Source organism: Conexibacter sp. CPCC 205762, assembly GCF_030646155.1.
In the GTDB taxonomy this organism is placed as follows: domain Bacteria; phylum Actinomycetota; class Thermoleophilia; order Solirubrobacterales; family Solirubrobacteraceae; genus Conexibacter.
Genome location: NZ_JAUTDN010000003.1, coordinates 163618 through 189118, shown reverse-complemented (window position 1 = coordinate 189118; position 25501 = coordinate 163618). Strand labels below are relative to the sequence as shown.

Genomic DNA, 25501 nt, shown 5'->3' with positions numbered 1-25501 from the left:
CATGAAGAGGACGTGAGCGGGCTACGCCGCCCGTGCGCGCAGCAGCGCGGCGGTCTGCTCGTCGGCCGGGAAGAATGCCTCGATCGACAGCTCCGCGACGGTCACGTCGGTCGCGGTGCCGAAGGTCGAGACGATCGAGATCAGCTGCAGCTCGCCGCCGTCGATCCGCAGCCGCAGCGGCACCGCGATGCGGCCGGCGAGGTCGTGGCCGGAGGGCGCGGGCGGGGCGGCGGCGTCGCCCTCGTCGTCGCCGCCGGGCGCGGGGTGGGCGACGACCTCCTCCAGCAGCGCCTGCAGCCCGCTGTCGCCCGTGACCGCGACCTGTCGCGCGAGCCGCTCCAGCAGGTGCGCGCGCCACTCGCCGTGGTTGACGATCCGCGGCGCGAGGCCGCCGGGGTGGAGCGCGAGCCGCATCGCGTTGAGCGGCGGACGCAGCAGCTCCGGCGCGACGCCGGCGGTCAGGAGCGCGACGCTGTGGTTGGCCGCGACGAGGTTCCAGTGGCGGTCGACGACGAGCGCCGGGTAGGGGTCGTGGCCGTCGAGCACCCGCTGGATCGCGTCGTGGACCGGCGCCAGCTCGGGCGCCTCCAGGTCGCGCTCCTCGTAGGCGGGCGCCCAGCCGCCGGCGAGCAGCAGCTGGTTGCGCTCGCGCAGCGGCACGTCGAGCTGCTCGGCCAGCCGCAGCACCATCTCGGCGCTCGGCTTCGAGCGGCCGGTCTCGACGAAGCTGAGGTGGCGGGCCGAGATGCCGGCCTCGAGCGCGAGATCGAGCTGGCTCAGCCGCCGCCGGCGACGCCAGTCGCGCAGCAGCGGCCCGACGCCGGCGCGGATGTCCTGGGTGATCGCGGTGCTCGCCATGGCGGCGACCTTAGCTCGCCGCGTGCGGCGCGTCGCTTACCTGGCAGGTAATGCTGCCGCCGCGCGGCCGCCGTCGCCCTACTGCGGATCGGCCGGCGCCGGGCCGAGCACCATGTCGCAGAAGCCGCGCGCGATCTCGCCGGTGGAGAGGCGGCCGCGGGGGCGGTACCACTGCGGCAGGTGGTTGACCATGCCGAGCAGCGCGAAGGTCGTCAGCCGGCGGTCGCCGAAGCGGGCGCCGTCGCGCTCGACCCGCTCCAGCGTCTGCTCCAGCATGCGCTCGAACCGCTTGCGGCTGCCGGCGACGTGTCTCCACTGCGGCTCGCGCTCGATCACATGCCGCTCCTGCAGGAAGACGATCATGTGCTGGCGGTGGCTGGCGACCTGCTCGACCCACGCGCCGACGAGCGCCCGCAGCGCCTGCTCGGGCGCGAGCGCGTCGAGGTCGAGCGCGTCGACCCGCTCCAGCAGCGGCTCCATCAGCGCGTCGCAGATCGCGATCAGCAACTGCTCCTTGGAGCCGATGTAGTGGTACAGCCCGCCGGCCGTCAGCCCCGTCGCCTCGGTCAGATCCTGCATCGTCGTCGCGTGGTAGCCGCGCTCGGCGAACAGCTCCGCCGCCGCCTCCACGACCGCCTCGCGCTTGGCGTCATAGCGGCGCCGCAGCGCCGGTCGTGTCGGGGGCGTGACCATCGTCGCGCCTCACGATACCGCCGCCCGCCCCAAAAACCGAACGCCCCCTCGGTGCAAATGCAACAGCAGACGCGCGCTTTGCAACCACTTCTTAACGACACCGCCCCGGCCGCGTAACTTCTGGCGAAGTCAGAGGCGGGAACGGGGCGTGGACCATTAGCGTACCTGTCCGATGGATCAGGAGCAAGCGATCAGATGGCTTTCGGAAGGGCGATTCGGCCGCTTTCGTGATGCCGCGGGCGGCGATCACACGAGAGCTGTTGCGCTGTACAACTGGCACCTGGAATTAAGCACTGAGCTGTTCTCACTCATCCACTGGAGCGAGCTGCTCTTGCGGAACGCGATCGACGCATGTCTCGGGGCAGGGCAACCGCAAGCGCCGTTGGCGGCGACGTGGGTGCTCGACTTCGAGGTCCTGCGCCCGTGGGCGGTCAGGCAGGTCGTCGGCGCCGTCGAGCGGTTGCCTTCCGAGCAGGAGATCACGCGTGATCGAGTTGTCGCCGGGCTGTCGTTCGGCTTCTGGGTCGCGCTGCTCGGCCGTCGCTACGACGAACTGTGGCGTGACCGTCTGCATGCCGCATTCCCACATGAACGCCCGTCGCGGGAGGCGGTTGCAACGGTGCTGCGGCGGTTGCAGCGCCTGCGGAACAGGATCGCCCATCACGACTGTCTGCTCGACGTCGACGCCGGCAGCGCTGTGGCGGAGATCTTCGCGCTCGCCCGCTGGATCGACCAGGACGCTGACGAGTGGCTGCGGACGGTGGCGCCGGTCGAGCGTCTGGTCGCGCGCCGGCCGTGAGGCAGCAAGCTGCCACACCGAGCGTCCGCTCGAAATCCGAATGGCCGTTCGGTATCGTGCCCGGCCATGGACTTCGACCTCTCAGACGACCACCGGCTGCTGCGCAGCACGGTGCGCGAGTTCGCCGAGCAGGAGATCGCGCCTGTCGCGGAGGAGCTCGACCGCACCAAGGCGTTCCCCTACGAGCTGGTGAGACGGCTCGGGGAGCTGAACCTGATGGGGATCCCGTTCCCCGAGGAGGTCGGGGGCGCGGGGGCGGACACGATGGCGTACGCGATCGTCGTCGAGGAGCTGGCGCGGGTCGACTCGTCGGTCGCGATCACGCTCTGCGCGCACACCTCGCTCGGCACGCAGCCGATCTACCTGTTCGGGAGCGGGGAGCAGAAGCGCGACTGGCTGCCGCAGCTGACCGCCGGCGAGAAGCTCGGCGCCTTCGGCCTGACCGAGCCCGAGGCCGGCTCCGACGCCGGCAACGTGCAGACGCGCGTGACGCTCGACAGAGGCGACTGGGTCATCAACGGCGCCAAGCAGTTCATCACCAACGCCGGCACCGAGATCTCGGGCTGCGTCGTGATCACCGCGGTCACCGACATCGACGCGCGCGGCCGCAAGGAGATCTCGAACATCCTCGTGCCCAACGGCACGCCCGGCTACGAGCAGGGCACGCCGTACCGCAAGATGGGCTGGAACGCGTCGGACACGCGCCCGCTCACCTTCACGGACTGCCGCGTCCCCGGCGACCATCTCGTCGGCCCGCGCGGCGCCGGCTTCAAGCAGTTCCTGCGCGTGCTCGACATCGGCCGCATCGGCGTCGCGGCGATGGGCGTCGGCCTCGCCCAGGGCGCGCTCGACGAGGCGCTCAAGTACGCGAAGGAGCGGCAGGCGTTCGGCCAGTCGATCTCGAGATTCCAGTCGATCCAGGCGAAGCTCGCCGACATGGCGACCGAGATCGAGGCGGCGCGGCTGCTCGTCCGCCACGCCGCCTTCCAGAAGGACCAGGGGCGCGACTTCTCGCTCACCGCCGCGCAGGCGAAGCTGAAGACCGGCCGGCTCGCCGTCCGCTGCTCCGAGGAGGCGGTCCAGATCCACGGGGGCTACGGCTACATCGAGGAGTACCCGGTCTGCCGCTTCTACCGCGACGCGAAGATCCTCACGATCGGCGAGGGGACCGACGAGGTCCAGCAGCTGGTGATCGCCCGCGCGCTCGGCGCGTAGGCGGGGCGCGAGAGGCGGATGGCGATGCTCCCGGACCGTGTCCACCTGCGCGAGGTCGGCCCGCGCGACGGCTTCCAGAACGAGCCGGAGACGATCCCGACCGCGGTCAAGGTCGCGCTGATCGAGCGGCTCGCGGCGGCCGGCGTGACGCGGCTGGAGGCGACCTCGTTCGTGCGTGCCGACGCGATCCCGCAGCTCGCCGACGCGGCCGAGGTGCTGCGCGCGATCAGGCTGCCGGATGCGGTCTCGGTCTCGGTGCTGATCCCGAACGAACGCGGGCTCGACGCGGCGCTGCAGCTGCGCGACCGCTTCGACGAGGTCAACGTCTTCCTCTCCGCCAGCGAGACGCACAACCGCCGCAACGTCAACCGCCCGGTCGCCGACTCGCTCGCGGGCGTGACACGCGTCGTGGAGCGGGCGCGGGCCGAGGGGCTGCGCTGCCAGGGGACGATCGCGACCGCCTTCGGCTGCCCCTACGAGGGCCGCGTCGACCCGGCGCGGGTGGCCGAGCTGGCGGAGGCGCTGGTCGTCGCCGGCTGCGAGGAGATCGCCTTCGGCGACACGACCGGGATGGCCAACCCGGCGCAGGTGCGCAGCCTCTTCCCGCGCTGGGCGCAGGCGCTGCCGGGCGCGGAGCTGACCGCCCACTTCCACAACACGCGCGGCCAGGGGCTCGCGAACGCGCTCGCCGCGCTCGACGCCGGCGTCACCAGCTTCGAGGCGAGCTTCGGCGAGCTCGGCGGCTGCCCGGAATCAGACCCCGCCCACCCACCCCCGCGCATCCCCACCGGCAACGTCGCCAGCGAGGATCTCGTCTCGATGCTGCACGAGATGGGGATCGAGACCGGGATCGACCTCGGCAGGCTGCTGGTCGCCTCGCGCTCGGTGCAGGAGCAGCTCGGGCGGCCGCTCGGCGCGCACGTCCTGACCGCCGGACCCGTCGAATGGCACGCGCATGCCTGAGCTCGACTCGCTCGCCCCCGTCCTCGTCGCCAACCGCGGCGAGATCGCCGTCCGCATCTGCAGCACGCTGCGGCGGCTCGGGCTGCGCTCGGTCGCCGTCTTCAGCGACGCCGACGCCGGCGCCCCGCACGTGCGCGCGGCCGACGCCGCCGTCCGCATCGGCCCCGCCGACGCACGCTCCTCCTACCTCTCGATCGACGCGCTGCTGGCGGCCGCGCGGGCGACCGGCGCCCGCGCCGTCCACCCCGGCTACGGCTTCCTCGCCGAGAGCGCCGCGTTCGCGGAGGCGGCGATCGACGCCGGCCTCATCTGGATCGGCCCGCCGCCGGCCGCGATCGAGCTGATGGGCGACAAGGCGCAGGCGAAGCAGCTCGCGCGCCAGGCGGAGGTGCCGGTCGTGCCCGGGATCGAGGGCGTCGACCTCAGCCAGGACCAGATCGCCGGCTTCTGCGCCGAGCACGGCTATCCCGTCGTCGTGAAGGCGGTCGCTGGCGGCGGCGGCAAGGGGATGCGCGTCGTGCGCGCGGAGGCGGAGCTGGCGGGCGCGCTGGCGGCCGCGCGGCGCGAGGCGGCGGCCGCCTTCGGCGACGAGCGCGTGCTGGTCGAGCGCTACCTCGAACGGCCGCGCCACATCGAGGTGCAGGTGCTGGCCGACAGCCACGGCGCCGTCGTCCACCTCGGCGAGCGCGAGTGCTCGCTCCAGCGGCGCCACCAGAAGGTCGTCGAGGAGGCGCCCTCGCCGGTCGTCGACCCCGCGTGGCGGGCCGAGATGGGCGCGGCGGCGGTCGCGCTCGCGCGCGCCTGCGGCTACGTCGGCGCCGGCACCGTCGAGCTGATCGTGCCGGCGGCCGAGAACGGCGTGCTGCCGGACGACTTCTACTTCCTCGAGATGAACACGCGCCTGCAGGTCGAGCATCCGGTGACGGAGCTGGTCTACGGCGTCGACCTTGTCGAGCAGCAGCTGCGGGTCGCGGCCGGCGCCGAGCTGACGCTGCACCAGGGTGGCCTGACGCCGCGCGGCCACGCGGTCGAGGCGCGTCTCTACGCCGAGGACCCGGCCGCCGGCTTCCTGCCGTCGACCGGCGTCGTGCGGCACTGGCGCGCGCCGCGCGGCGAGGGGATCCGCGTCGACCACGCGCTCGCCGACGGCGTCGCGGTGACGACGAGCTACGACCCGATGATCGCGAAGCTGATCGCCCACGGGCCCGACCGCGCGACCGCGATCGGCCGGCTCGAACGGGCGCTCGGCGAGCTGGAGCTGCTCGGCGTGAGCACCAACGCCGCCTTCAGCGCGAGCCTGCTGGCGCGGCCCGACGTGCGCGCCGGCGAGCTCGACACCGGCCTGCTCGAACGCGTGCTGGCCGACGGCGGCGCCGCGGCCGTCGCGCCGCCGGCCGAGCTGATCGCCGCCGCGGCGCTGACGCTCGCGCTGCTCGACGCCGAGGCGCTCGCGCGCACCACCAGCGTGCCGCTCGGCTGGCGCTCCGACGGCGCCGCCGGCAGCTGGCGGCGGCGCGTCGCGATCGGCGGCGACGCGGTCGAGCTGACGATCGCCGGCAGCCGCGTCAGCGTCGGCGCGGTCGCCTGGGAGGGCAGCGCGCGACGGCTCGGCGAGGAGACCGTCGAGGTCGTGCTCGACGGCGTCGCGCGAGCGTGCGTCTTCGCCGCGGGCGAGGACGGCACGCTCTGGATCGGCGCCGACGGTCACCAGCTGGAGCTGCTGCCGGCGCGGGCCGCGAGCGGCGATCTCAGCGCCGCCGGCGACGCGCTCTCGGCGCCGATGCCGGGCACGGTCCTGCTCGTCAACGTGCGCGACGGCGACGTCGTCGCCGAGGGCGACGTGCTGATCGTGCTGGAGTCGATGAAGATGGAGCTGTCGGTGACGGCGCCGCACGCCGGTGTGGTGACGGGGCTGGCGGTCAAGCCGGGCGACAAGGTCGCGCTCAGAGAGCTGCTCGCGCAGGTCCACGCGGAGGAGGAGAGATGAGCCATCGCGAGGGTCATCTGGAGCTGATCGCCGAGCTGCAGCAGCGGCTGGCGCGCGTGCGCGCCGGCGGCGGGGCGAAGGCGACCGAGCGCCACGTCGCGCGCGGCAAGCTGCCGGCGCGCGAGCGGGTCGAGCGGCTGTGCGATCCCGGCGCGCCGTTCCTGGAGCTGGCGCCGCTCGCCGCCGAGGGCCTCTACGACGACGACGCGCCCGGCGCGGGCGTCGTCGCGGGCGTCGGCGTGATCCACGGGCGCCGCTGCATGGTCGTCGCCAACGACGCGACCGTGAAGGGCGGCACCTACTTCCCGCTGACGGTCAAGAAGCATCTGCGGGCGCAGGAGGTCGCGGCCGAGAACCACCTGCCGTGCGTCTACCTGGTCGACTCCGGCGGCGCCTTCCTGCCGCTGCAGGACGAGGTCTTCCCCGACCGCGACCACTTCGGCCGGATCTTCTTCAACCAGGCGAACATGTCGAAGCGGGGGATCGCGCAGATCTCCGCCGTGATGGGCTCGTGCACGGCCGGCGGCGCGTACGTGCCGGCGATGAGCGACGAGACCGTGATCGTCCGCAACCAGGGGACGATCTTCCTCGGCGGCCCGCCGCTGGTGAAGGCGGCGACCGGCGAGGAGGTGACCGCCGAGGAGCTGGGCGGCGGCGACGTCCACGCCCGCACCTCCGGCGTCGTCGACCATCTCGCGCACGACGACGCGGACGCCCTGCAGCGGATCCGCGACGTCGTGCGGACGCTGCCGCAACCGCCCGGCGGCGGCCTCGCGGCGCCGCCCTGGGAGCGGATCGCGCCGCGCCCGCCGGCCCACGCCGATGACCCCGACGGCCTGCTGGAGATCGTCCCGCTCGACCCCCGCACGCCCTACGACGTGCGCGAGGCGCTGCGGCGGATCGTCGACGGCGGCGAGCTGCAGGAGTTCAAGGAGCTGTACGGGACGACGCTCGTCTGCGCCTTCGCGCATCTGGACGGCCACCCGGTCGGCGTGATCGCCAACAACGGCGTGCTGTTCAGCGAGTCGTCGCTGAAGGGCGCCCACTTCGTCGAGCTGTGCGACCGGCGCGGGATCCCGCTGCTGTTCGTGCAGAACGTCGCCGGCTTCATGGTCGGCCGCGACTACGAGGCCGGCGGGATCGCGAAGGACGGCGCCAAGCTCGTCACCGCCGTCTCCTGCGCGCGCGTGCCGAAGCTGACGGTGATCGCCGGCGGCTCCTACGGCGCCGGCAACTACGGCATGTGCGGCCGCGCCTACTCGCCCCGCTTCCTGTGGATGTGGCCGAACGCGCGCATCTCGGTGATGGGCGGCGAGCAGGCCGCGGCCGTGATGACCGAGGTCGGTCAGCCCGAGGTCGGCGCGCGCTTGAAGGAGCAGTACGAGCGCCAGGGCAGCCCCTACTACGCGACCGCCCGCCTCTGGGACGACGGCGTGATCGACCCGCGCCAGACCCGCAACGTGCTCGCCGCCGCGCTGGCCGCCTGCGCCAACGCCCCGCTCGCCGACCCCGGCTACGGCATCTTCCGGATGTAACGCGCCGCGCCTCGGCGCGGCCGTCCAGAGCTGGTTCGAGATGCCCGCCTCGGCGGGTATCTCGCTGTTCGCGGGGGCGTTCGGGGGCTGGATCCGGTTTCGCTGAGCACTCGATCAGCGAAACTTTAAACTCGATCATCAAAACTTCACCGTGAAAACCGCACGGAGATGGTCATTTCGGCGCGAATTCGGGCGATTTTCCCTTGACTTGGGGGATGTTTTGCTGTGTACTCTCCCGAACTCGATCACGAAAACGCACAGGTCGCGCGGATCGAGTCGCTCATCAAGAGGAGAGATGGAGGAGAGGCATGCGTTGGATGCTGCGCGCGGTCATCACGGCCGTGCTGCTGGTCGCTGCCGCATTCGCGGTGACGGCATGCGGGAGCAGTGACGACTCGTCGGAGGGAAGCTCGACCTCGAGCTCGGCGAGCGCCACGACGGGGGCGAAGCCGGGGACGAAGATCACGCTGTGGCACAACAGCGCCGATCCGCCCGCGCTGAGACAGCTGTACAAGGACTTCGAGGCCGACACCGGCATCAAGCTGGAGGCGATCGCCAACCCGTCCGCCGGCTTCGAGGACACGACGCTGACGAGATGGGCCTCGGGCTCGCGTCCCGACGTGCTCGAGTACCACCCGACCGTCACCAACCTGCTCGCGCTCAACCCGAGAGCGAACCTGCGCGACCTCAGCGGCGAGGCGTACATCGCGAAGTCGGGCGACCTCTACAGAAGCGCCGCGACGGTCGACGGCAAGACCTACGGCGCCGTCATCGGCTTCCCGCAGGTCTTCGGCATCTTCTACAACAAGGACGTCTTCGCGAGAGCGGGGATCGACACGCCGCCGACCAACGCGGCCGAGCTGATCGAGGCCTGCAGAACGATCCTCGCGAGAACGCCCGGCGTCGTGCCGATCGCCGAGTCCGGCGGCTCGCAGTGGCCGGTGCAGGTGCTGCCGACGCTGCTGATGGGCGACGCCAACCCCGACAACACGTGGGGCCAGGAGCTGCGCAGCAACAGAGCGCACCTGGACGACGACGGCTCGCCGTTCACGAGAGCGATGGAGACGTACAAGCAGCTCAGAGACGACGGCTGCTTCAACAGAGACGCCGCCTCGGCGACGGTCGAGAACTCCGTCAGAGGGCTGGTCGAGGGCAGAGTCGCGATGGTCGCGCTCCACTCCGACATGATCGCCGCGATGGTCGCTGCGGCCGGCGGCGACGCCGCCAAGGTCGACGGATCGATCGGCTTCTTCGCGGTCGGCGGCGAGTCGCCGGCGGCGACCTACATCCCCAGCCCGATCGGCTCGTACTACCTGCCGAGAACGGGCGACGCCGACCGCGAGGCGGCGGCGCTGGAGTTCATCCGCTACGTCACCGGCAGAGGCTATGGCAGATACATCGCGTCGGCCAGAGCGTTCCCGGTGATCGAGGGCACGCCGGAGCCTGAGGGCGTCTCGGCGCTCGCGAGAGAGGTCAAGGCCTCCTACGACAGAGGCCCGGCCAACATCGCCTACGCGGCTGACGTGCCCGGCGTCGGCGGCGTGATGGTGCTGATCAACAAGCTCCTGATCGGTCAGGTCGAGCCTGAGCAGATCTCGGAGCAGACGCAGAAGGCTGTCGAGCAGGCGGCGAAGGCCGCGAAGCTCGAAGGCTGGTAGGCGGGGGACTCGACGTCGTGGCGAGCACCACGCTGACCCAGGCGACGGGCGCACCGGAGCAGACCGCGGTGCGCGCGTCGGAGCAGCCCGGCCCGCGGCGACGCAAGTCGCCGCGGGCGGGGGGCCACTGGCCGTTCTTCGCGCTGCCCGCGGTGGTGCTCGTCGCGGTCTTCTTCGCGCTTCCCTTCCTGCTCAACGCCGGCTTCGCCTTCTCGGACTGGAGCGGCTTCTCGGAGGAGATCGGCTTCAACGGGGTCGACAACTTCCGCACGCTGATCGACCAGGAGATCTTCTGGCCGGCCGTTCGCACCACGCTGATGTACGCCGGCTTCATGCTCGTCTTCGCGATCGGCATCAGCCTCTCGCTGGCGCTGCTGCTGGAGCAGACGACGCGGATCAACACGATCTTCCGCTCGCTCTTCTTCGTGCCGGTGCTGATCTCGCCGCTCGCCGCCGGCTACATCTGGAAGGGCATGCTGGCGAGCAACGGGCCGATCAACGGCATGCTCTCGTTCCTGCTCCCCGGCACGGTCGACACGGCCTGGCTGGGCGACCCGACGACCGCCCTGCCGGCCGTCGCGCTGATCGAGGCGTGGAAGTGGAGCGGGCTGATCACGCTCGTCTACATCGCCGGCCTGAAGGCGATCCCGAAGGAGATGCTGGAGGCAGCGATGATCGACGGCGCCAACGCCTGGACGCGCTTCTGGCGGATCCGCCTGCGGATGCTGGCGCCGGCCCTGACCTTCAACGTCGCCGTCACGCTCGCGATCGCGCTGATGGCCTACGACGTGATCGCGCCGACGACCGCCGGCGGGCCCGGCGACCACACGACGACGCTCAACATCGCGATGCGCCTGCAGTGGGGCCAGTCGTTCTTCGGCCCGGCGAGCGCGCTCAGCCTCACCGTCGCGGTCCTGATCGTCGTCTCGGCCGTGCCGCTGGTGATGTGGATGCGCAAGAAGGAAGTGAACTGATGGCTTCTCGCATCAAATATGTGGGATTGACGTTGTTCGCGATCCCGTGGGTCGTGCTGCCGCTGTGGATGGTGATCGTCAACGCGCTGAAGCCGCTCGGCGAGGCGCAGGCGCTGTCGCTGTCGCTGCCGCACACGTGGGCCTTCACCGACAACCTCGACACGGTCGTCAACGACGGCCACTACCTGATCGGCCTGCGCAACAGCGTGCTGATCACGGTCCCGGCGATCGCGATCATCCTGCTGCTCGGCTCGATGGCGGCGTGGGCGTTCGCGCGCACGCAGTCGCGCTGGCTGAGAGCGGCCTACTACCTCAGCACGCTCTCGGTGCTGCTGCCGCCGGCGATCATCCCGTCGATCTACCTGCTGAGAGAGATCGGCCTCGACGGCACCCGTCTCGGCTACGCGCTCGTCACGATCGCCGCCCGCATCGGGCTCGTGATCTTCCTCACGACGGGCTTCGTGCGCGCGCTGCCGGAGGACCTCGAGGATGCCGCCTCGATCGACGGCGCCGGCCCCTGGCAGACCTACCGCCACGTGCTGCTGCCGCTGCTGCGGCCGATCCTGCTCGTCGGCGGCGTGATCCTGATGATCACCGTCTGGAACGACTTCTTCTTCGCGCTCTTCCTGCTGCAGGGAGAGGGCAGCGCGACGCTGCCGCTGACGCTGTTCCAGTTCGCCTCCAGCACCGTCGACACGCTCAGCTGGAACCTCGTCTTCATGCACGTCGTGCTGACGAGCCTGCCGCTGATCGTCGTCTACCTGTTCGTCCAACGCCGCGTGCTCAGCGGCCTCACCGAAGGAGCGGTCAAGGGATGACCGGCGCCCCGAACTTCGACCTCGTGCTCGACCTGATCAGAGGCGAGGTGGACAGCGGACGCCTGCCGACGGCCGTCTTCGGCGTCGCGACGTCGGACGGCATCCAGGTGCTGGAGGCGTTCGGCGCCAACGGCAGCAGACCGCTGCAGACCGACGACACCTTCCTGCTCTTCAGCGCCTCCAAGCCGCTCGTCGGCCTCGCCGCGCTGCGGCTGGTCGAGCAGGGCAAGCTGGCGCTGCGGACGGCGCTGTCGGAGGCGCTGCCGCAGTTCGGCGTCGCGCGGATCGGCGAGGAGGTGACGCTCTGGCACCTGCTGACGCACACCGCCGGCATCACCGAGGCGACGGTCGCGCCGGAGACGAGCGTGCGCGAGCAGCTGCTGACGGCGCCGCAGGCGTTCCGCGCCGGCGAGTACGCGCTCTACTGCAACGTCGCCTTCGAGGGGATCGCGGCGCTGGTCGAGTCGGTCACCGGGCGCTCCTTCCACGAGCACCTGTGCGAGGACCTGAACGCGCTGACCGGCGTCGGCGGCCTCACCTACGACCCGACGACCCCGGTCGTGCCGATCGGCGGCCTCGACCGCGTGATGATGGACGTGCAGCGCTTCCGCGACATCAAGCACCCGGCCGGCGCGCTCAACGCGAGAGCCGAGGACCTGCTCGCGCTCGGCCAGATGCTGCTGCGCGGCGACCGCGAGCTGATCCACCCGACGACGCTCGCCGCGATGCTGACGCCGCAGACCGCCGGCATCCCGCGGCTGCTGCCCGACCCGCTTCACATCGGCCCCGGCACCGGGCAGGAGTGGGGGCTCGTCTGGAACATGCGGATGGGCTCGCCGACGCTGCTGGAGCAGCGCCTGTACGGACACGGCGGCCTGTCCGGGTGTCAATGGTGGATCTATCCGGACCACGACGCCTGCTTCGTGCTGTTGACTGGGCTGATGAACCCGCTCGACGTCGGCGTCGACCTGGACAACGTCCACAACGCCTTCACGACCTGTCTGGCTCCGGCCGGCGTCGACGCGCCACCGGAGGAGGTTCCGGCATGAGCCCAGCAGCGTCGTACGCGAGCGGCGTCTCCGCCGTCCCGCTGATCGGCGAGACGATCGGCGACAACCTGCGCAGCACTGCCCGCCGCGTGCCCGAGCGCGACGCGCTCGTCTCCTGCGAGCAGGGGCTGCGCTGGACCTACGCCGAGTTCGACGCGGCCGTCGACCGGCTCGCGACCGGCCTGCTCGCGCGCGGCGTGGAGCAGGGCGACCGCGTCGGGCTGTGGTCGCCCAACCGCTGGGAGTGGGTGCTGACGCAGTACGCGACCGCGCGCATCGGCGCGGTGCTCGTCAACGTCAACCCCGCCTACCGCACGCACGAGCTGGCGTACGCGCTGAGACACTCGGGCACCGCGATGCTGTTCGCCGCGCGCAGCTTCAAGACGAGCGACTACGCGGCGATGGTCGCGCAGGTGCGGGGCGAGCTGGAGCAGCTGCGCGAGGTCGTCTTCTTCGACGACGACGCCGCTTGGGAGGCGCTCGTCTCGACCCCGGTCGACGCCGCCGCGATCGCCGTGCGCGAGGCCGCGCTGAGCTTCGACGACCCGATCGACATCCAGTACACGAGCGGCACGACCGGCGCGCCGAAGGGCGCGACGCTGAGCCACCACAACCTGCTCAACAACGGCTTCTTCGTCGGCGAGCTGATCGACTACAGCGAGCAGGACCGCGTCTGCATCCCGGTCCCCTTCTACCACTGCTTCGGGATGGTGATGGGCAACCTCGCGGCGACCTCGCACGGCGCCTGCATGGTGATTCCGTCCGCCGGCTTCGACCCGGCCGCGACGCTGCGCGCGGTCGCGCAGGAGCGCTGCACCTCGCTCTACGGCGTGCCGACGATGTTCATCGCCGAGCTGGCCGACCCGTCGTTCGCCGAGCACGACCTCAGCAGCCTGCGGACCGGCATCATGGCCGGGTCGCCCTGCCCGATCGAGGTCATGAAGCAGGTGATCGAGAAGATGAACATGGCCGAGGTCTCGATCTGTTACGGCATGACCGAGACCTCGCCGGTGTCGACGCAGACGCGCACCGACGACCCGCTGGAGCTGCGCGTCGGCTCGGTCGGCCGCGTCGGGCCGCACGTCGAGGTGAAGGTCGTCGACCCGGAGACCGGGGTCGTCGTCGAGCGCGGCGCGACCGGTGAATTGTGCACGCGCGGCTACAGCGTCATGCTCGGGTACTGGGGCGAGCCGGAGAAGACCGCGGAGGCGATCGACGCGGCAGGCTGGATGCACACCGGCGACCTCGCGACGATCGACGACGGCGGCTACGTGGCGATCGTCGGGCGGATCAAGGACATGGTCATCCGCGGCGGCGAGAACGTCTACCCGCGCGAGCTGGAGGAGCTGCTCTACCTGCACGAGCAGGTGCTCGACGTGCAGGTCGTCGGCGTCCCCGACGACAAGTACGGCGAGGAGCTGTGCGCCTGGATCAGACTGCGCGAGGGCGCGCAGGTCGAGGCCGAGGAGGTGCGCGCCTTCTGCCGCGAGCGCGTCGCGCACTACAAGGTGCCGCGCTACGTGCTGTTCGTCGAGGAGTTCCCGATGACCGTCACCGGGAAGGTGCAGAAGTACAAGATGCGCGAGACGACGATCGAGCAGCTCGGGCTGGAGCAGACGGCGGAGGTCGCGCGATGACGAGCGGCATGTACCGCCGCTTCGTGCCGGCCGAGCGCCGCAGACGGATGGCGGCGCTGCTGCAGAGACGCGGCTCGGTCTCGATCGCGGAGCTGGAGGAGGCGTTCGGGATCTCGGCGATGACCGCCCGCCGCGACCTCGCGGCGCTGGAGGAGCGCGGGCTGGTGACGCGCACCTGGGGCGGCGCCTCGACGCTGGCGCCGGTCGCGCACGAGTCCTCCTTCGGCGACCGGCTGGAGCGCGACGTCGAGCGCAAGCGCAGGCTCGCCGACGCCGCCTACCGGCTCGTGAAGCCGAACGAGACGCTGCTGGTCGACTCCTCCACGACCGGCTGGTACTTCGTCGAGCGGCTGCTGGAGGAGCCGATCCCCTGCACCGTCATCACCAACTCGCTGGCGGTGATGGACCTCGCCGACCCGACCCCGCCGGGGATGCAGTTCGTCGTGATCGGCGGGATCCTGCGGCCGCTGTCGCGCTCGACCGTCGGCCCGGCGGCGACGAAGGCGATCCGCGGCTACTACGCCGACCGCGCCGTCGTCTCCGTCTACGGCGTCGGCACCGACGGCTCGCTGACCGACCCCGACGCCTACGAGTCGGAGGTGAAGGCGGCGATCGTCGCCCGCGCGCGCGAGCCGATGCTGCTGGTCGACGCCGCCAAGTTCGGCACGCTGGCGCAGAACAGAGTCGCCGCGGTCGAGGAGTTCGGCCATGTGGTCACCGCCGACGTCGGGCGCGAGGCGATCGACATGCTCGCGGCCGCGGGCGTGGAGCTGCACGAGGCATAGGTCATGGCCGAAACGGGGGTTGAACAACGCGTGGGCGAGCTGCGAGGAGAGCGGCTGCGCTGCGAGCGGCTGACCGATCCGCTCGCGATCGGCAGCGCGGCGCCGCGGCTGAGCTGGATCGCCGCGCCCGTGCGCGCCGCCGCCGGCGGCGCCGAGGCCGACGCCGCGCGCGGCCAGCAGCAGAGCGGCTGGCGCGTGCGCGCCGCCGCCGACGAGGCTTCGCTCGCCGCGGGTGAACGACTCCTGTGGGACTCGGGGCGGGTGGCGGGGGACGAAGCGATCGCCGTGGCCTGGGGCGGACCTGCCCTCAGGCCCGGCGAGCGCGTCGTCTGGGACGTGCAGCTGTGGGACCGCGACGGCGCCGCCGGGCCGCGCAGCGCGCCCGCGACCTTCGCCGCCGGCATCGCCGACTGGGGCCGCGCCGCCTGGGTCGGCCACGGCCACCCGTGGGCCGAGCACCAGCCGCCGAGCGGCGAGCAGCTCGACCCGCTGCACAACATGGGCATGAGCAGCGCGCTGCTGCGCCACGGCTTCCGCGTCGAGCTGCCGGTCACGCGCGCGACCGTCTACGCGACCGCGCGCGGTCTCTACCGGCTGCGGATCAACGGCGAGCGCGTCGGCGACCACGAGCTGGCGCCGGGCTGGACCGACTACCGCAGACGGATCCACTACCAGGCGTTCGACGTCACCGCGCTCATGCGCGACGGCGACAACGCGCTCGGCGTCGAGCTGGGCGAGGGCTGGTACGCCGGTTACCTCGGCTGGCTGCTGAAGAAGGCCGGCGGCCACTACGGCCAGCGCCCGAGCGCGCTCGTCAAGCTCGTGCTGGAGCACGCCGACGGCACGGTCGGCGAGGTCGTCTCCGGCCCGCAGTGGCGCGCGACGCGCGGCCCGCGCGTCCACTCCGACCTGCAGCACGGCGAGCGCTACGACGCGCGCCTGCACGCGCCCGGCTGGGACGCGCCCGGCTTCGACCAGTCGCGCTGGGAGGCGGCCGTCGAGCACGCGCCGCCGGCAGGCGCCGCGCTGGAGCCGCAGCCGAACGAGCCGGTCCGCGTCGTGCAGCAGCTGCCGGCGGTCGCGCTCAGCGAGGTCGCGCCCGGCACGTGGCTGTTCGACCTCGGGCAGAACATGGTCGGCTGGGCGCGGCTGCGCGCCGCCGGGCCGCGCGGCACCGTCGTCACGCTGCGCTTCGGCGAGGCGCTCGACGGCGACGGCCGGCTCTACACCGAGAACCTCCGCACCGCCGCCCAGCGCGACGTGGTCGTGCTCTGCGGCGACCCCAGCGGCGGCGGCGAGACGTTCGAGCCGGCCTTCACCTGCCACGGCTTCCGCTACGTCGAGGTCAGCGGCCTCGCCGAGCCGCCGCGGCTGGAGGACCTCGTCGGCCGCGTCGTCCACAGCGACGCGCCGTGGACGGGCGGATTCCACTCCTCCGACGAGCTGCTGAACGCGATCGAGCGCAACGTCGAATGGGGCCAGCGCGGCAACTTCGTCGCGATCCCGACCGACTGCCCGCAGCGCGACGAGCGGCTCGGCTGGCTCGCCGACACGCAGGTGTTCGCGCCGACGGCGCTGCTGAACATGGACTGCACCGCCTTCTTCGAGAAGTGGCTGCAGGACGTGCGCGACGCGCAGGCCGACGACGGCGCCTTCCCGGACGTCGCGCCGCTGCCGCCCGACTACGAGGTCCTCTCGCACGGCGCGCCGGCGTGGGGCGACGCCGGCGTGATCGTGCCGTGGGCGGTCTGGCAGGCGAGCGGCGAGCGGCGCGTGCTGGAGGCCGCCTACCCGTCGATCGAGCGCTGGATGGCGCACATCGCGCAGCGCAACCCCGACCACGTCCGCTCCAACGCGCTCTACAACAGCTACGGCGACTGGCTCGGCGTCGGCAGCGACACCGACAAGGCGCTCCTGGCGACCGCCTACTGGGCGCTCGACGCGCTGCTGGTCACCGAGATCGCCCGCGCGCTCGGGCGGATGGAGCGCGAGGTCGCGCGCTGGGCGTCGCTGCACGCGCGCGTCGCGGCCGCCTTCCGCGCCACCTGGCTCGACCGCGACGGCCGCCTGAGACCCGCGGTCGCGACCCAGACCGCCTGCCTGCTCGCGCTCCACGCGCGCGTGCTCGACGGGCCTGCGCAGGAGGCGCTGGTCGCGCGGCAGCTCGCCGACGACGTGATCGCGCGCGGGCGGCGGCTGTCGACCGGCTTCGTCGGCACCGCGCTGCTCTGCCCCCTGCTCAGCGAGCACGGCCATCCCGAGCTGGCGTGGGACCTCGCGCTCGCCGACACGCTGCCGTCGTGGGGCGCGAGCGTGCGCGCGGGCGCGACGACGATGTGGGAGCGGTGGGACGGCTGGACCGCCGAGGACGGCTTCGCCTCGCCGAACATGAACTCGTTCAACCACTACGCCTTCGGCGCGATCGGCGAGTGGCTCTTCCGCCATGCCGCCGGGCTCGACCAGCAGCCCGGCAGCAGCGGCTGGGCGCACCTGCGCGTGCGCCCCTTCCCGGACGCGCGCCTGCGCTGGGCGCGCGCCCACCACGACGGCCCGCGCGGACCGCTGCGCGCCGGCTGGGAGCGGCTCGACGACGAGCTGGCGCTGACGGTCGCGCTCCCGCCCGGTACGCGCGCGACCGTGCACGTGCCGGCGGCCGATCCGGCGCTCGTGCGCGAGCGCGGCCGGCCGCTCGACGCCGCCCCCGGCGTCACCCTCGCCGGGGTCGCCGACGGGCGCGTGCTCGTCGACGTCGCCGCCGGCGACTACCTCTTCACCGCGCCGTGGTCGCACACAGGCGCAGCGTTCGCCGCACCAGCCTGATCCATCCAAGGAGAGAGGAAGGACCCGATGGGACGCATGCGTCGCATGGGCTTGCCCCTGCTCGCGCTCGCGGCCGGCATCGCCATGCCCGGTACCGCACTCGCCGACGAGATCTGCCCCGTCAGAGTGGACGCGTCCGCCTTCGCGGACAACGCGCAGCTGCTCAGATACGCGCAGAGACAGCAGGACTTCGGTCCGCGCCCGACCGCGTCGGCCGCGCACACGAACTACATCGACTGGCTGGAGAGCGAGATCTCCGCGGTGCCGGGGATCACGACCTCGTCGCTGGACTACTCGGTCGATCGCTGGGACAGCGTCGCGACGACGCTGAACGTCGGCGGCAGAAGCCTCGACGTCGCCGGCGCGATCCCGTTCACGAGCACGACGGGCTCCGGCGGCGCGACCGCGCAGCTGGTCTACCTGCCGTCGGGCACGAACATCACCGCCGCCAACTCCGCCGGCAAGATCGTCGTGCGCGACCTGCCGTGGAACAACGCGCCGTACCTGCTGTTCTACCCGCCGCTGCTCGGCTGGTCGGTCTACGACCCGGGCCTGACGCTGAACATGCTCGGCTCCGACTCGACCGAGGTGCTGGCCCAGGCCGGCGTCGACGCGCAGGCCGCCGCCGACGCGGGCGCCGCCGGCGTGCTGATGGTCAGCCAGCTGCCGACCGCCCAGATCAGAGGCACCTACGCGCCCTACGAGGGCCTGCCGATCAGAACCGCCGGCGCCTTCGTCGGCGTCGACGAGGGCGAGGCGCTGAAGGCCGCGATCAGAAGCGGCGGCGCGAGCACGACCGGCACGTTCGTCTCCGACGTCAGATGGACGCCGGCCAGAACGCGCACCGTGCTGGCGACGCTGAGAGGCACCAGCGACCAGAAGATCGTCATCACGTCGCACACCGACGGCATGAACCCGGTCTGGGACAACGGCCCGCTGTCGATGCTCGCGCAGGCGAGATACTTCGCCTCGCTGCCGGCCGCCTGCCGTCCGAAGACGATCCAGTTCGCCTTCACGACCGGCCACCTCTACCAGCACCTGACCGGCCCCGACAGACGCGAGGGCGGCGCCGGCCAGTACGCCGCGCTGCTCGACAGAGAGTACGACGACGGCAAGGTCTCGGCCGTGATCGTGCTGGAGCACATAGGAGCACGCCGCTACGACGCGGTCGCGCGCACGGGCGGCCTGCCCGGCAAGCAGCTCGTCGCCGACAGAACGCTGAACGAGCTGCTGCTGCTGCCGGTGACCGACTCGTGGCCGCTGCGCGACGCGGTCCAGACGGCGATCCAGAACCGCGACGTGCGCCGCACGGCGATGGTCAAGGGCCTCTCCGCCGCCGACCTGGCGACGGTCCCGCACCACTGCTCGTTCGGCGGTGAGGGCACGCCGTACGTCCAGCACCTGCTGCCGACGGTCGCGCCGATCGCCGCGCCGAAGATGCTGTTCTCGCCGCAGTTCGGGACCGAGGCGCTCGACGTCGACCTGTGGCGGCGCGGCACGCTCGCCTTCACCGACGTCGCGATCAGACTCGGCACGATGACGCAGGCGGACATCGCCGGCGACTTCACCTTCATGCGCGACCAGCGCGCAAGAGGGGCGAGAACGTGCGTCTGAGCCACCTCGTGACCACCCTGGGCGTCGCTGCGGCGGCGCTCGGGGGCGGGGCGGCGACCGCCGGCGCCGCCGCACCGCCGTTCATCCCGATCAACCTCGAGACCGTCCCGCTGCCGTCCGGCTATGCGGCCTCGACGCCGATCTGGACGCAGGACGGCGACCACCTGCTGTTCTCCTCCGGCGGCCAGCTGCACACCGTCAAGCAGGACGGCAGCGAGCTGCAGTGCATCTCCTGCGGCCTCTCCAACGACCCCAGAATCGTGCCGGCCGCGCAGGAGGCGTTCAAGGACGTCTTCCCCGACGGCAGACGCGTGATGTGGGGCGACTTCGAGCGCGCCTTCGTCCTGGAGTGCGCGCCGAGCGTCTTGAGATGCGATTCCAAGACGCTGCTGCCGGTCGACGTCAGCGGCGAGAGAGGGACCGGCCTCGGCGGCCTGCTCGACCCGCTGATCCTCGGCTCGGGCGTCTGGCACCTGTCGCCCGACGGCGCGTACATCGGCTGGACCGCCAGCCGTCTCGACACGCGCCCGATGCTCGTCGCGAGACTCGAGCGCAGAACCGACAGATACGTCGCGACGAACATCAAGACGGTCAACCCGCCCGGCCCCAGAAACGGGCTCGACAGCAACCCCGTCGGCTGGACCAACGGCGGCGCGCTCTACGAGCTGAAGGGCTTCACCGACGGCGGCGCCTCGGTCACCTACGTGACGAGCCAGTTCGAGGGCAACCCCGACCTCTACAAGACCAACCTCGCGACCGGCCAGGTGACGCGCCTGACCGGTCACCCGGACTGGGACGAGGACAGCGGCGACTCGCCCGACGGCCAGCTGATGCTGCTGCACTCCGACCGCGGCATGCACCGCGTCGACGCGGCCGGCCTGCTGCCGCGGCGCTCGTTCGTCGACTACCCGATCTCGGTCAACGCCGCGATCTACTACGTCGGCCACGACGAGGGCTTCCAGTGCGACCTGCAGCCGTGGCTGCTGCCGGCCAGCGGCGACGGCCAGGGCAGACTGCTCGGCCAGCCGCTCGCGCCCTACACGGGCGGCGACCTGCACCCGCAGAACAACGTCCCCGGCCGCGGCGCCTGGAACCCCGACAGCACGAAGGTCGCGCTGACGGAGATGTCGTACACGACCAACCTCGGCTCCAACCGGCTGCTGGTCGCGAGACTGAAGCGCAGAGCGACGAGCGCGCAGCCGGTCGTCTCCTCGGCCGTCGGCGCGTGGGCGAGAGCGCCCGGCGACTACAAGGGCACGATCGACTCCAACGCGCTGCTGGTGACGGTCAACGGCCTCCACTCCGGCCGCGCCTTCCTGACGCACTTCGGCACGATCGCCGCGGGCAACTGGTCGGTCACCTACGACAGATACAGCGACGACGGGCTGTCGTTCGTCAGCGGCACCGAGAGCGTCGCCTCGCCGCTGCTGTCGCAGCTGCCGGCGACGATCAGAGCCGACCTGACGATCAGCGGCGCCAGAAGCGGCTCCATGAGAGGCGACTACACGATCGGCCGACAGGGCGGCAGACCGTTCGCCAGCGGCTCGGTCTCGGCCGAGCTCGACGGCTACAGACTGGCCGGCAACATCCCGCCGATCGGCGCCTGCAGAGACAGACTGCCGACCGTCGCGCCGCTCGATCTCAGAGCGAGCGTCGCCGCCGGCTCCGGCGGCACGCGCGTCGTGACCGCCCACGTCGAGGCCGACAGCGACCCCGACGGCTACGCCGCCGGCTCGTTCGGCGACCGCCGTCCGGTCCAGGGCGCGGTCGTGACGGTCGCCGGCCAGACGGCCGAGACCGACAGCAGAGGCGACGCGACCGTCGTCGTCCCCGCGGGCACCAGCGGCCCGCTCGCCGTCGCCGCGAGCGCCGGCGACACGTTCACGCCCACGAGAGTCGAGGTGCAGTGATGAAGCTCGTACGGATGCTGCTGGTCACGTGCGCGTGCGCGCTGACCGGCCTGGTCGGCGGCGGGCTGGCGGCGAGCGCCGCCGTCGCCGCGCCGGTCGAGGCCGCCTACCAGGCGACCGGCCCGTGGGCCGTCTCGACCGCGACCGTCAACGACAGCAGCGGCAGAGCGATCTACCAGCTCTCCTACCCGACCGACCTCGGCAGAGGCGGCGTCAGACACCCGATCATCACGTGGGGCAACGGCTCGCTCGCGACGCCGGCCGACTACCCGGGGCTGCTCAACCACCTCGCCTCGTGGGGCTTCGCGGTCGTCGCCTCGACCAGCTCGACGACCGGCAAGGGGACCGAGATCCTCGCCGGCGCGCAGTACCTCGTCGCGCGGGCGAGCGACCCGTCGAGCATCTTCAACGGCAAGCTCGACACCGCCCACGTCGGCGCCGCCGGCCACTCGCAGGGCTCCGGCGGGACGATCAACGCGACGACGAGATCGGGCGGCCTGATCACCTCGTCGGCCGTGTGGGCGCTGCCGGCGTCGATCTGGGTCAGCAGAGGCGACGAGTTCGACGTCAGAGCGCTCACCACGCCGACCTTCTTCATGGGCGGCCAGTGGGACGTCCTGATCGCCGGGCCGGGCGTCGTGACCGACTACTACAGAGCGGCCGGCGGCCCCGCCGCGGCGGCCGTGCTGAAGGGCGCCGACCACAACACGATCCAGAGAACCGGCGGCGGCACGCTCGGCTACCTGGCGGCGTGGTTCCGCTACACGCTGTCCGGCGACACGACCGCGCGCAGCGCCTTCGCCGGCAGCACGCCGGAGCTGCTCAGCAACACGCTGTGGCAGAACCAGGCGGTGAAGTCGCTGCCGTAGCGGCTCGAACGCGGACGGCCGGCGCCTCGCAGCGAGGCGCCGGCCCGCCCGTGCGGGTCCTCAGACCTGCGGGATCACCCACAGTCTGCGGTTTCTGAACGAGGCGTGGTCGCCCGTGCCGCAGCCGCAGGTGGTGAAGGCGTAGCGCAGCTCGTAGACGTGCGTGCCGGCTCTCGCCTGGAAGACGACGAACGTCGGCAGGCCGACCGTCGTGCAGTAGCCGAGCACGCCGAACGAGGTGCCGGTGCCGTAGGTGCCGGGGGCCGAGCCGAAGACGTCGAAGAGGACGCCGTCGGGGCCATAGCAGACGCCGTTGCCATCGTCGGACTGGCCGGTCGCCTGGCCCGGCACCTGCACGCCGTCCTCGTAGAGCGAGACGGCGCCGTCGCCGATGTCCGGCTCGTCGGGCAGCGACTCGACCGCGGCCGCGACCTGGACGATCCCGGACGGCGGGACCGTCACGGTCAGCGACGGGCCGCCGGAGAGCGCGACGTAGGTCGCCGATCTGGTCGTCACGGTCCCGGTCGCGACGGCGTATCTGGCGACGCCGGCCTGCGGCGCGGCCTCGCCCTGCGGGCCGGCGGGACCCTGCGGGCCCGTGGCGCCTTGCGGACCCGTCGCCCCCTGCGGCCCGGAGGCGCCCTGGGAGCCGGTCGCGCCTCTGGCGCCTCTGGGGCCGCGCTTGGCGGCCGCTCTTCTGCAGACCCGCTTCTTGACGACTCTGCCGCGCACCTTCGTCTTCTTGACGACGCACGTGGTCGCGGCCTTCTTCGTCTTCGTCGCCGCCCCTGCGGCCGGCGCTCCCAGCGCCAGCGGCGCCAGCGCGAGGGCCAGCGCGAGTGCGATCGCTCGCTTCAGCATGTCGATACCTCCCCGATGGATGTCTCCCGGTCCATCGGCCTCGCGTGCTGGCGCTTGAGCGCTACCGTCTCAAGGTCCACTTCTTTCCGGCAAAGCAGTAGTCGAATTCGAAGCGCCCGGTGCCGAGCAGCGGCGAGCGGTCCTCGACGACGAGCTTGCCGCTCGCCGTGCGGCCGTTGACGCGGCCGTCGAACTTCAGCTTCACGACGCCGTAGCCCTTCGTCGCCTCCCACGCGAAGCTGCCGTCACCCCCGACGAGCGGGTCCGGATCGTCGGAGCCCATGAAGTAGGCGACTCTCTTCTGCACCTTCGCGCGCGTGCACCAGAGCGTGATGTCGCCGCTGAAGGTCGTCACGACGCCGCCTCTGACGACCATCACCTGTCCGTCGGAGGCTCTGTAGGTGCCGTCGACCGCTGTGCTCGACAGGACCGTCAGCGCGCGCGTCGTCGTGCGCGCCTTGCCGCCCTTCGCCTTCAGCGTCGTGGTCAGCGTCAGCCGCAGCGTCGCGCCGCCCGCGAGCGCGCGCCTGGCCGCCGCGCCGAGGCGCAGCCGCAGCGTGCGGCTGCCGCCGGCGGCGAGCGAGAGGCGCGTGCCGGCGAGGCGGGCGCGGCCCTGCTTCAGCGTCACGCTGCCGGTCAGCGCGGCCGCGTAGGGGTTGGCGAGCTGCAGCGCGACGGCGCCGTCGGCGCCGGCGCGGGCCTTCGCCGGCAGTCTCAGCGCGGGGCCGCCCTTCGGGATCGGGGTCAGTCTCGGCGTGCTCACGCCGCCTCTGCCGCCGTCGCCGTCGGGCGTGCCGCCGCCCCCTCCCGGGGGCGTGTCCCCTGCGACACCGTCCCCGCCCGTCCTGACCGGCGGTTGGCCGTGGTCGGGATCCTGCGTCTCGTCGCCGAGGCCGTCGCCGTCGGCGTCGGGCTCGATCGTCGCCTGCGCGTAGAGGTATCCCTCGAAGCTGCTGCTCGGCGTGCGCGTCTCGCCGTCGGCCAGCGGCGGCGCCCAGGTCGAGATCGCGTAGGCGCCGAGCTGGAACGGGTCGGGCTCGCGCGACAGCTGCGCGCCGTCGAGCAGGTCGAAGGCGAGCAGGTCGCCGGCGGCGACCGGCAGCTGCGCGCTCTGCGCGACGCTGCCGGCCGTCCCGCTCGGCAGCGCCGCCGGTGCGGTCGCGCCGCCGCCGACGCGCCGCAGCCGCACCTGCCCGCCGAGCCCGTGGGCGCGCCAGCCGACGACGACGCCGGGCAGCGTGACGCGCAGCGGCTCGTTCGCGAGCCGCTCCTGCGCGACGCTGCAGGCCGGCGCGGGCGCGCAGCCGGCGCGCGGGCTGTCGGGGAGCGCGGCGTCGGGGCTGGTGCCGAGCGTGTAGGCGGCGGAGGCGTCGCCGGCGGCGAGGGCGAGCGCGGCGATGACGGTGGTGGCGAGCAGCGGGCGATGGGGCATCGGCGTCACGCTAGGCCCGCGCGGGTGTCGGCGCATGGGGGAGGTCCCGCTCGTTCGCCTGCCGAGGTGTAACCGTGTGGTTGCGCCTTGGCCAGGATATGTGTAACCTGCGGGTGACACTACGACCTGACGGAGGTGCCTCATGGCAAGCGAGACCGACCGCATCGAGAGCAGCGTCCTGATCGCCGCGCCCGTCGAGCGCGTGTGGGAGCTGGTGACCAGCGCCGAGCACGTCGGCCGCTGGTTCGGCGACATCGGCGCGGAGATCGACCTGCGCCCCGGCGGCGCGCTGTCGTTCAGCTGGAAGGACCACGGCACCGTCCACGGGCGCGTCGAGGTGGTCGAGCCGCCGCGCCGCTTCGCCTACCGCTGGCACTACGCGAGAGAGACGCGCGACGAGACGACGCCGGGCAACTCGACGCTGGTCGAGTTCACGCTCGCGGCCGAGGGCGAGCGCACGCGCGTCGGCGTCGTCGAGACCGGCTTCGACGGGCTCGAGCTGGAGGCCGCCGAGCGCGCCGTGCGGCTCGCCGGCAACACGCGCGGCTGGGCGCAGGAGCTGGCCGAGCTGGCCGAGCACGCGGTGGCGGTGACGACGGCGTGAGCGCCGCGGTCGCCGATCCCGCGCCGGCGATCTTCGCCGCGCTCGCCGACCCGACCCGCTGGCGGCTGCTGAGCACCCTCGCGCAGCAGGGCGAGGGAACGGCGACGACGCTCGCGGCCGAGCTGCCGGTCAGCCGCCCGGCGGTGATCAAGCACCTCGGCGTGCTCGACGAGGCCGGCCTCGTCTCGCGGCGGCGCGCCGGGCGCGAGGTGCGCTTCCGCGTCGAGCCGGCGCAGCTCGACGCGACCGCCCGCCGGATGGCGACGCTCGCGGCCTCCTGGGACCGCCGCCTCGCCGCCCTCAAGGCGCTCGCCGAGGAGTGATTGCAAGCGCGCGTGCAGCGACCGCGACTGCGAGGAAACGCCCGTTTGGCAAGTGCTCGTGCGGCGCTTCCACGCGGCGAAACCCCAGGGTACGCTC

21 protein-coding genes are annotated in these 25501 nt (G+C 72.4%); 17 read left to right on the top strand and 4 right to left on the bottom strand.

The window, feature by feature from the left end:
- Positions 1-21 precede the first annotated feature (21 nt).
- Both Q7L73_RS04550 and Q7L73_RS04545 read right to left on the bottom strand, forming a co-directional pair.
- Positions 22-858, bottom strand: coding sequence for a helix-turn-helix transcriptional regulator (locus tag Q7L73_RS04550; RefSeq protein ID WP_304693813.1), 837 nt, complete (start codon positions 856-858; stop codon positions 22-24).
- Between the two features lie 78 nt (positions 859-936).
- Positions 937-1551: a TetR/AcrR family transcriptional regulator gene (locus Q7L73_RS04545; RefSeq protein ID WP_304693815.1), complete on the bottom strand. Its 615-nt coding sequence runs from the start codon at positions 1549-1551 to the stop codon at positions 937-939.
- 172 nt (positions 1552-1723) lie between these two features.
- On the opposite strand from Q7L73_RS04545, the gene Q7L73_RS04540 reads away from it, so the two are divergent.
- The 15 genes from Q7L73_RS04540 to Q7L73_RS04470 all read left to right on the top strand — a co-directional run bounded on the left by Q7L73_RS04540 (position 1724) and on the right by Q7L73_RS04470 (position 22184).
- Positions 1724-2350 carry a hypothetical protein gene (locus Q7L73_RS04540; RefSeq protein WP_304693817.1) on the top strand — a complete coding sequence of 209 codons (627 nt, stop codon included), beginning with the start codon at positions 1724-1726 and terminating at the stop codon, positions 2348-2350.
- A gap of 66 nt (positions 2351-2416) precedes the next feature.
- Positions 2417-3565, top strand: a complete 1149-nt coding sequence (locus Q7L73_RS04535) for an acyl-CoA dehydrogenase family protein (RefSeq protein WP_304693818.1) — start codon at positions 2417-2419, stop codon at positions 3563-3565.
- An 18-nt stretch (positions 3566-3583) separates the two neighbouring features.
- On the top strand, positions 3584-4528 hold the full coding sequence (locus tag Q7L73_RS04530) for a hydroxymethylglutaryl-CoA lyase (protein WP_370552443.1): 945 nt from the start codon (positions 3584-3586) through the stop codon (positions 4526-4528).
- Entirely contained in the window at positions 4521-6515 is a 1995-nt protein-coding gene (locus tag Q7L73_RS04525; protein ID WP_304693821.1) for a biotin carboxylase N-terminal domain-containing protein, read from the top strand. The genes Q7L73_RS04530 and Q7L73_RS04525 overlap by 8 nt, the downstream gene beginning before the upstream one ends.
- A complete protein-coding gene (locus Q7L73_RS04520) occupies positions 6512-8050 on the top strand; it encodes a carboxyl transferase domain-containing protein (protein WP_304693823.1) in 1539 nt (512 codons plus the stop codon). The genes Q7L73_RS04525 and Q7L73_RS04520 overlap by 4 nt, the downstream gene beginning before the upstream one ends.
- Positions 8051-8358: 308 nt before the next feature.
- Positions 8359-9708, top strand: a complete 1350-nt coding sequence (locus tag Q7L73_RS04515; protein WP_304693825.1) for an ABC transporter substrate-binding protein — start codon at positions 8359-8361, stop codon at positions 9706-9708.
- Positions 9709-9725: 17 nt separating this feature from the next.
- Positions 9726-10682 carry a carbohydrate ABC transporter permease gene (locus Q7L73_RS04510; protein ID WP_304693827.1) on the top strand — a complete coding sequence of 319 codons (957 nt, stop codon included), beginning with the start codon at positions 9726-9728 and terminating at the stop codon, positions 10680-10682.
- 20 nt (positions 10683-10702) lie between these two features.
- Entirely contained in the window at positions 10703-11500 is a 798-nt protein-coding gene (locus tag Q7L73_RS04505) for a carbohydrate ABC transporter permease (RefSeq protein ID WP_304693829.1), read from the top strand.
- Positions 11497-12549, top strand: coding sequence for a serine hydrolase (locus Q7L73_RS04500; RefSeq protein WP_304693831.1), 1053 nt, complete (start codon positions 11497-11499; stop codon positions 12547-12549). The genes Q7L73_RS04505 and Q7L73_RS04500 overlap by 4 nt, the downstream gene beginning before the upstream one ends.
- Positions 12546-14186, top strand: a complete 1641-nt coding sequence (locus Q7L73_RS04495) for an AMP-binding protein (RefSeq protein ID WP_304693832.1) — start codon at positions 12546-12548, stop codon at positions 14184-14186. The genes Q7L73_RS04500 and Q7L73_RS04495 overlap by 4 nt, the downstream gene beginning before the upstream one ends.
- Positions 14183-14971, top strand: a complete 789-nt coding sequence (locus Q7L73_RS04490; RefSeq protein WP_304693834.1) for a DeoR/GlpR family DNA-binding transcription regulator — start codon at positions 14183-14185, stop codon at positions 14969-14971. Before Q7L73_RS04495 ends, Q7L73_RS04490 begins: the two co-directional genes overlap by 4 nt.
- Positions 14972-15001: 30 nt before the next feature.
- The gene (locus tag Q7L73_RS04485) at positions 15002-17791 is read left to right on the top strand and encodes an alpha-L-rhamnosidase (protein WP_304693836.1); all 2790 of its coding nucleotides are present in this window, start codon (positions 15002-15004) and stop codon (positions 17789-17791) included.
- Between the two features lie 45 nt (positions 17792-17836).
- Positions 17837-19405, top strand: coding sequence for a hypothetical protein (locus Q7L73_RS04480; protein ID WP_304693838.1), 1569 nt, complete (start codon positions 17837-17839; stop codon positions 19403-19405).
- Positions 19406-19413: 8 nt separating this feature from the next.
- On the top strand, positions 19414-21315 hold the full coding sequence (locus Q7L73_RS04475; RefSeq protein WP_304693840.1) for a hypothetical protein: 1902 nt from the start codon (positions 19414-19416) through the stop codon (positions 21313-21315).
- A complete protein-coding gene (locus Q7L73_RS04470) occupies positions 21315-22184 on the top strand; it encodes an alpha/beta hydrolase (protein WP_304693842.1) in 870 nt (289 codons plus the stop codon). Before Q7L73_RS04475 ends, Q7L73_RS04470 begins: the two co-directional genes overlap by 1 nt.
- Positions 22185-22244: 60 nt before the next feature.
- Here Q7L73_RS04470 and Q7L73_RS04465 read toward each other — a convergent pair whose 3' ends face one another.
- Positions 22245-23045, bottom strand: a complete 801-nt coding sequence (locus tag Q7L73_RS04465) for a hypothetical protein (protein ID WP_304693844.1) — start codon at positions 23043-23045, stop codon at positions 22245-22247.
- A 61-nt stretch (positions 23046-23106) separates the two neighbouring features.
- On the bottom strand, positions 23107-24477 hold the full coding sequence (locus Q7L73_RS04460; protein WP_304693846.1) for a hypothetical protein: 1371 nt from the start codon (positions 24475-24477) through the stop codon (positions 23107-23109).
- A gap of 142 nt (positions 24478-24619) precedes the next feature.
- Here Q7L73_RS04460 and Q7L73_RS04455 point away from each other — a divergent pair, with 142 nt between their 5' ends.
- Together Q7L73_RS04455 and Q7L73_RS04450 are read left to right on the top strand one after the other, a co-directional pair.
- A complete protein-coding gene (locus Q7L73_RS04455) occupies positions 24620-25081 on the top strand; it encodes an SRPBCC family protein (RefSeq protein WP_304693848.1) in 462 nt (153 codons plus the stop codon).
- Positions 25078-25404 (top strand): helix-turn-helix transcriptional regulator, encoded by a 327-nt coding sequence (locus Q7L73_RS04450; RefSeq protein WP_304693850.1) that lies wholly within the window; start codon positions 25078-25080, stop codon positions 25402-25404. Before Q7L73_RS04455 ends, Q7L73_RS04450 begins: the two co-directional genes overlap by 4 nt.
- Positions 25405-25501 lie beyond the last annotated feature (97 nt).

Coding starts and splice junctions, on each gene's coding strand:
- Q7L73_RS04530 (WP_370552443.1), top strand. CDS start 3,584: ATGGCGATGCTCCCGGACCGTGTCCACCTGCGCGAGGTCGGCCCGCGC.
- Q7L73_RS04480 (WP_304693838.1), top strand. CDS start 17,837: ATGGGCTTGCCCCTGCTCGCGCTCGCGGCCGGCATCGCCATGCCCGGT.
- Q7L73_RS04525 (WP_304693821.1), top strand. CDS start 4,521: ATGCCTGAGCTCGACTCGCTCGCCCCCGTCCTCGTCGCCAACCGCGGC.
- Q7L73_RS04545 (WP_304693815.1), bottom strand. CDS start 1,551: ATGGTCACGCCCCCGACACGACCGGCGCTGCGGCGCCGCTATGACGCC.
- Q7L73_RS04455 (WP_304693848.1), top strand. CDS start 24,620: ATGGCAAGCGAGACCGACCGCATCGAGAGCAGCGTCCTGATCGCCGCG.
- Q7L73_RS04540 (WP_304693817.1), top strand. CDS start 1,724: ATGGATCAGGAGCAAGCGATCAGATGGCTTTCGGAAGGGCGATTCGGC.
- Q7L73_RS04495 (WP_304693832.1), top strand. CDS start 12,546: ATGAGCCCAGCAGCGTCGTACGCGAGCGGCGTCTCCGCCGTCCCGCTG.
- Q7L73_RS04520 (WP_304693823.1), top strand. CDS start 6,512: ATGAGCCATCGCGAGGGTCATCTGGAGCTGATCGCCGAGCTGCAGCAG.
- Q7L73_RS04470 (WP_304693842.1), top strand. CDS start 21,315: ATGAAGCTCGTACGGATGCTGCTGGTCACGTGCGCGTGCGCGCTGACC.
- Q7L73_RS04500 (WP_304693831.1), top strand. CDS start 11,497: ATGACCGGCGCCCCGAACTTCGACCTCGTGCTCGACCTGATCAGAGGC.
- Q7L73_RS04515 (WP_304693825.1), top strand. CDS start 8,359: ATGCGTTGGATGCTGCGCGCGGTCATCACGGCCGTGCTGCTGGTCGCT.
- Q7L73_RS04460 (WP_304693846.1), bottom strand. CDS start 24,477: ATGCCCCATCGCCCGCTGCTCGCCACCACCGTCATCGCCGCGCTCGCC.
- Q7L73_RS04465 (WP_304693844.1), bottom strand. CDS start 23,045: ATGCTGAAGCGAGCGATCGCACTCGCGCTGGCCCTCGCGCTGGCGCCG.
- Q7L73_RS04550 (WP_304693813.1), bottom strand. CDS start 858: ATGGCGAGCACCGCGATCACCCAGGACATCCGCGCCGGCGTCGGGCCG.
- Q7L73_RS04490 (WP_304693834.1), top strand. CDS start 14,183: ATGACGAGCGGCATGTACCGCCGCTTCGTGCCGGCCGAGCGCCGCAGA.
- Q7L73_RS04535 (WP_304693818.1), top strand. CDS start 2,417: ATGGACTTCGACCTCTCAGACGACCACCGGCTGCTGCGCAGCACGGTG.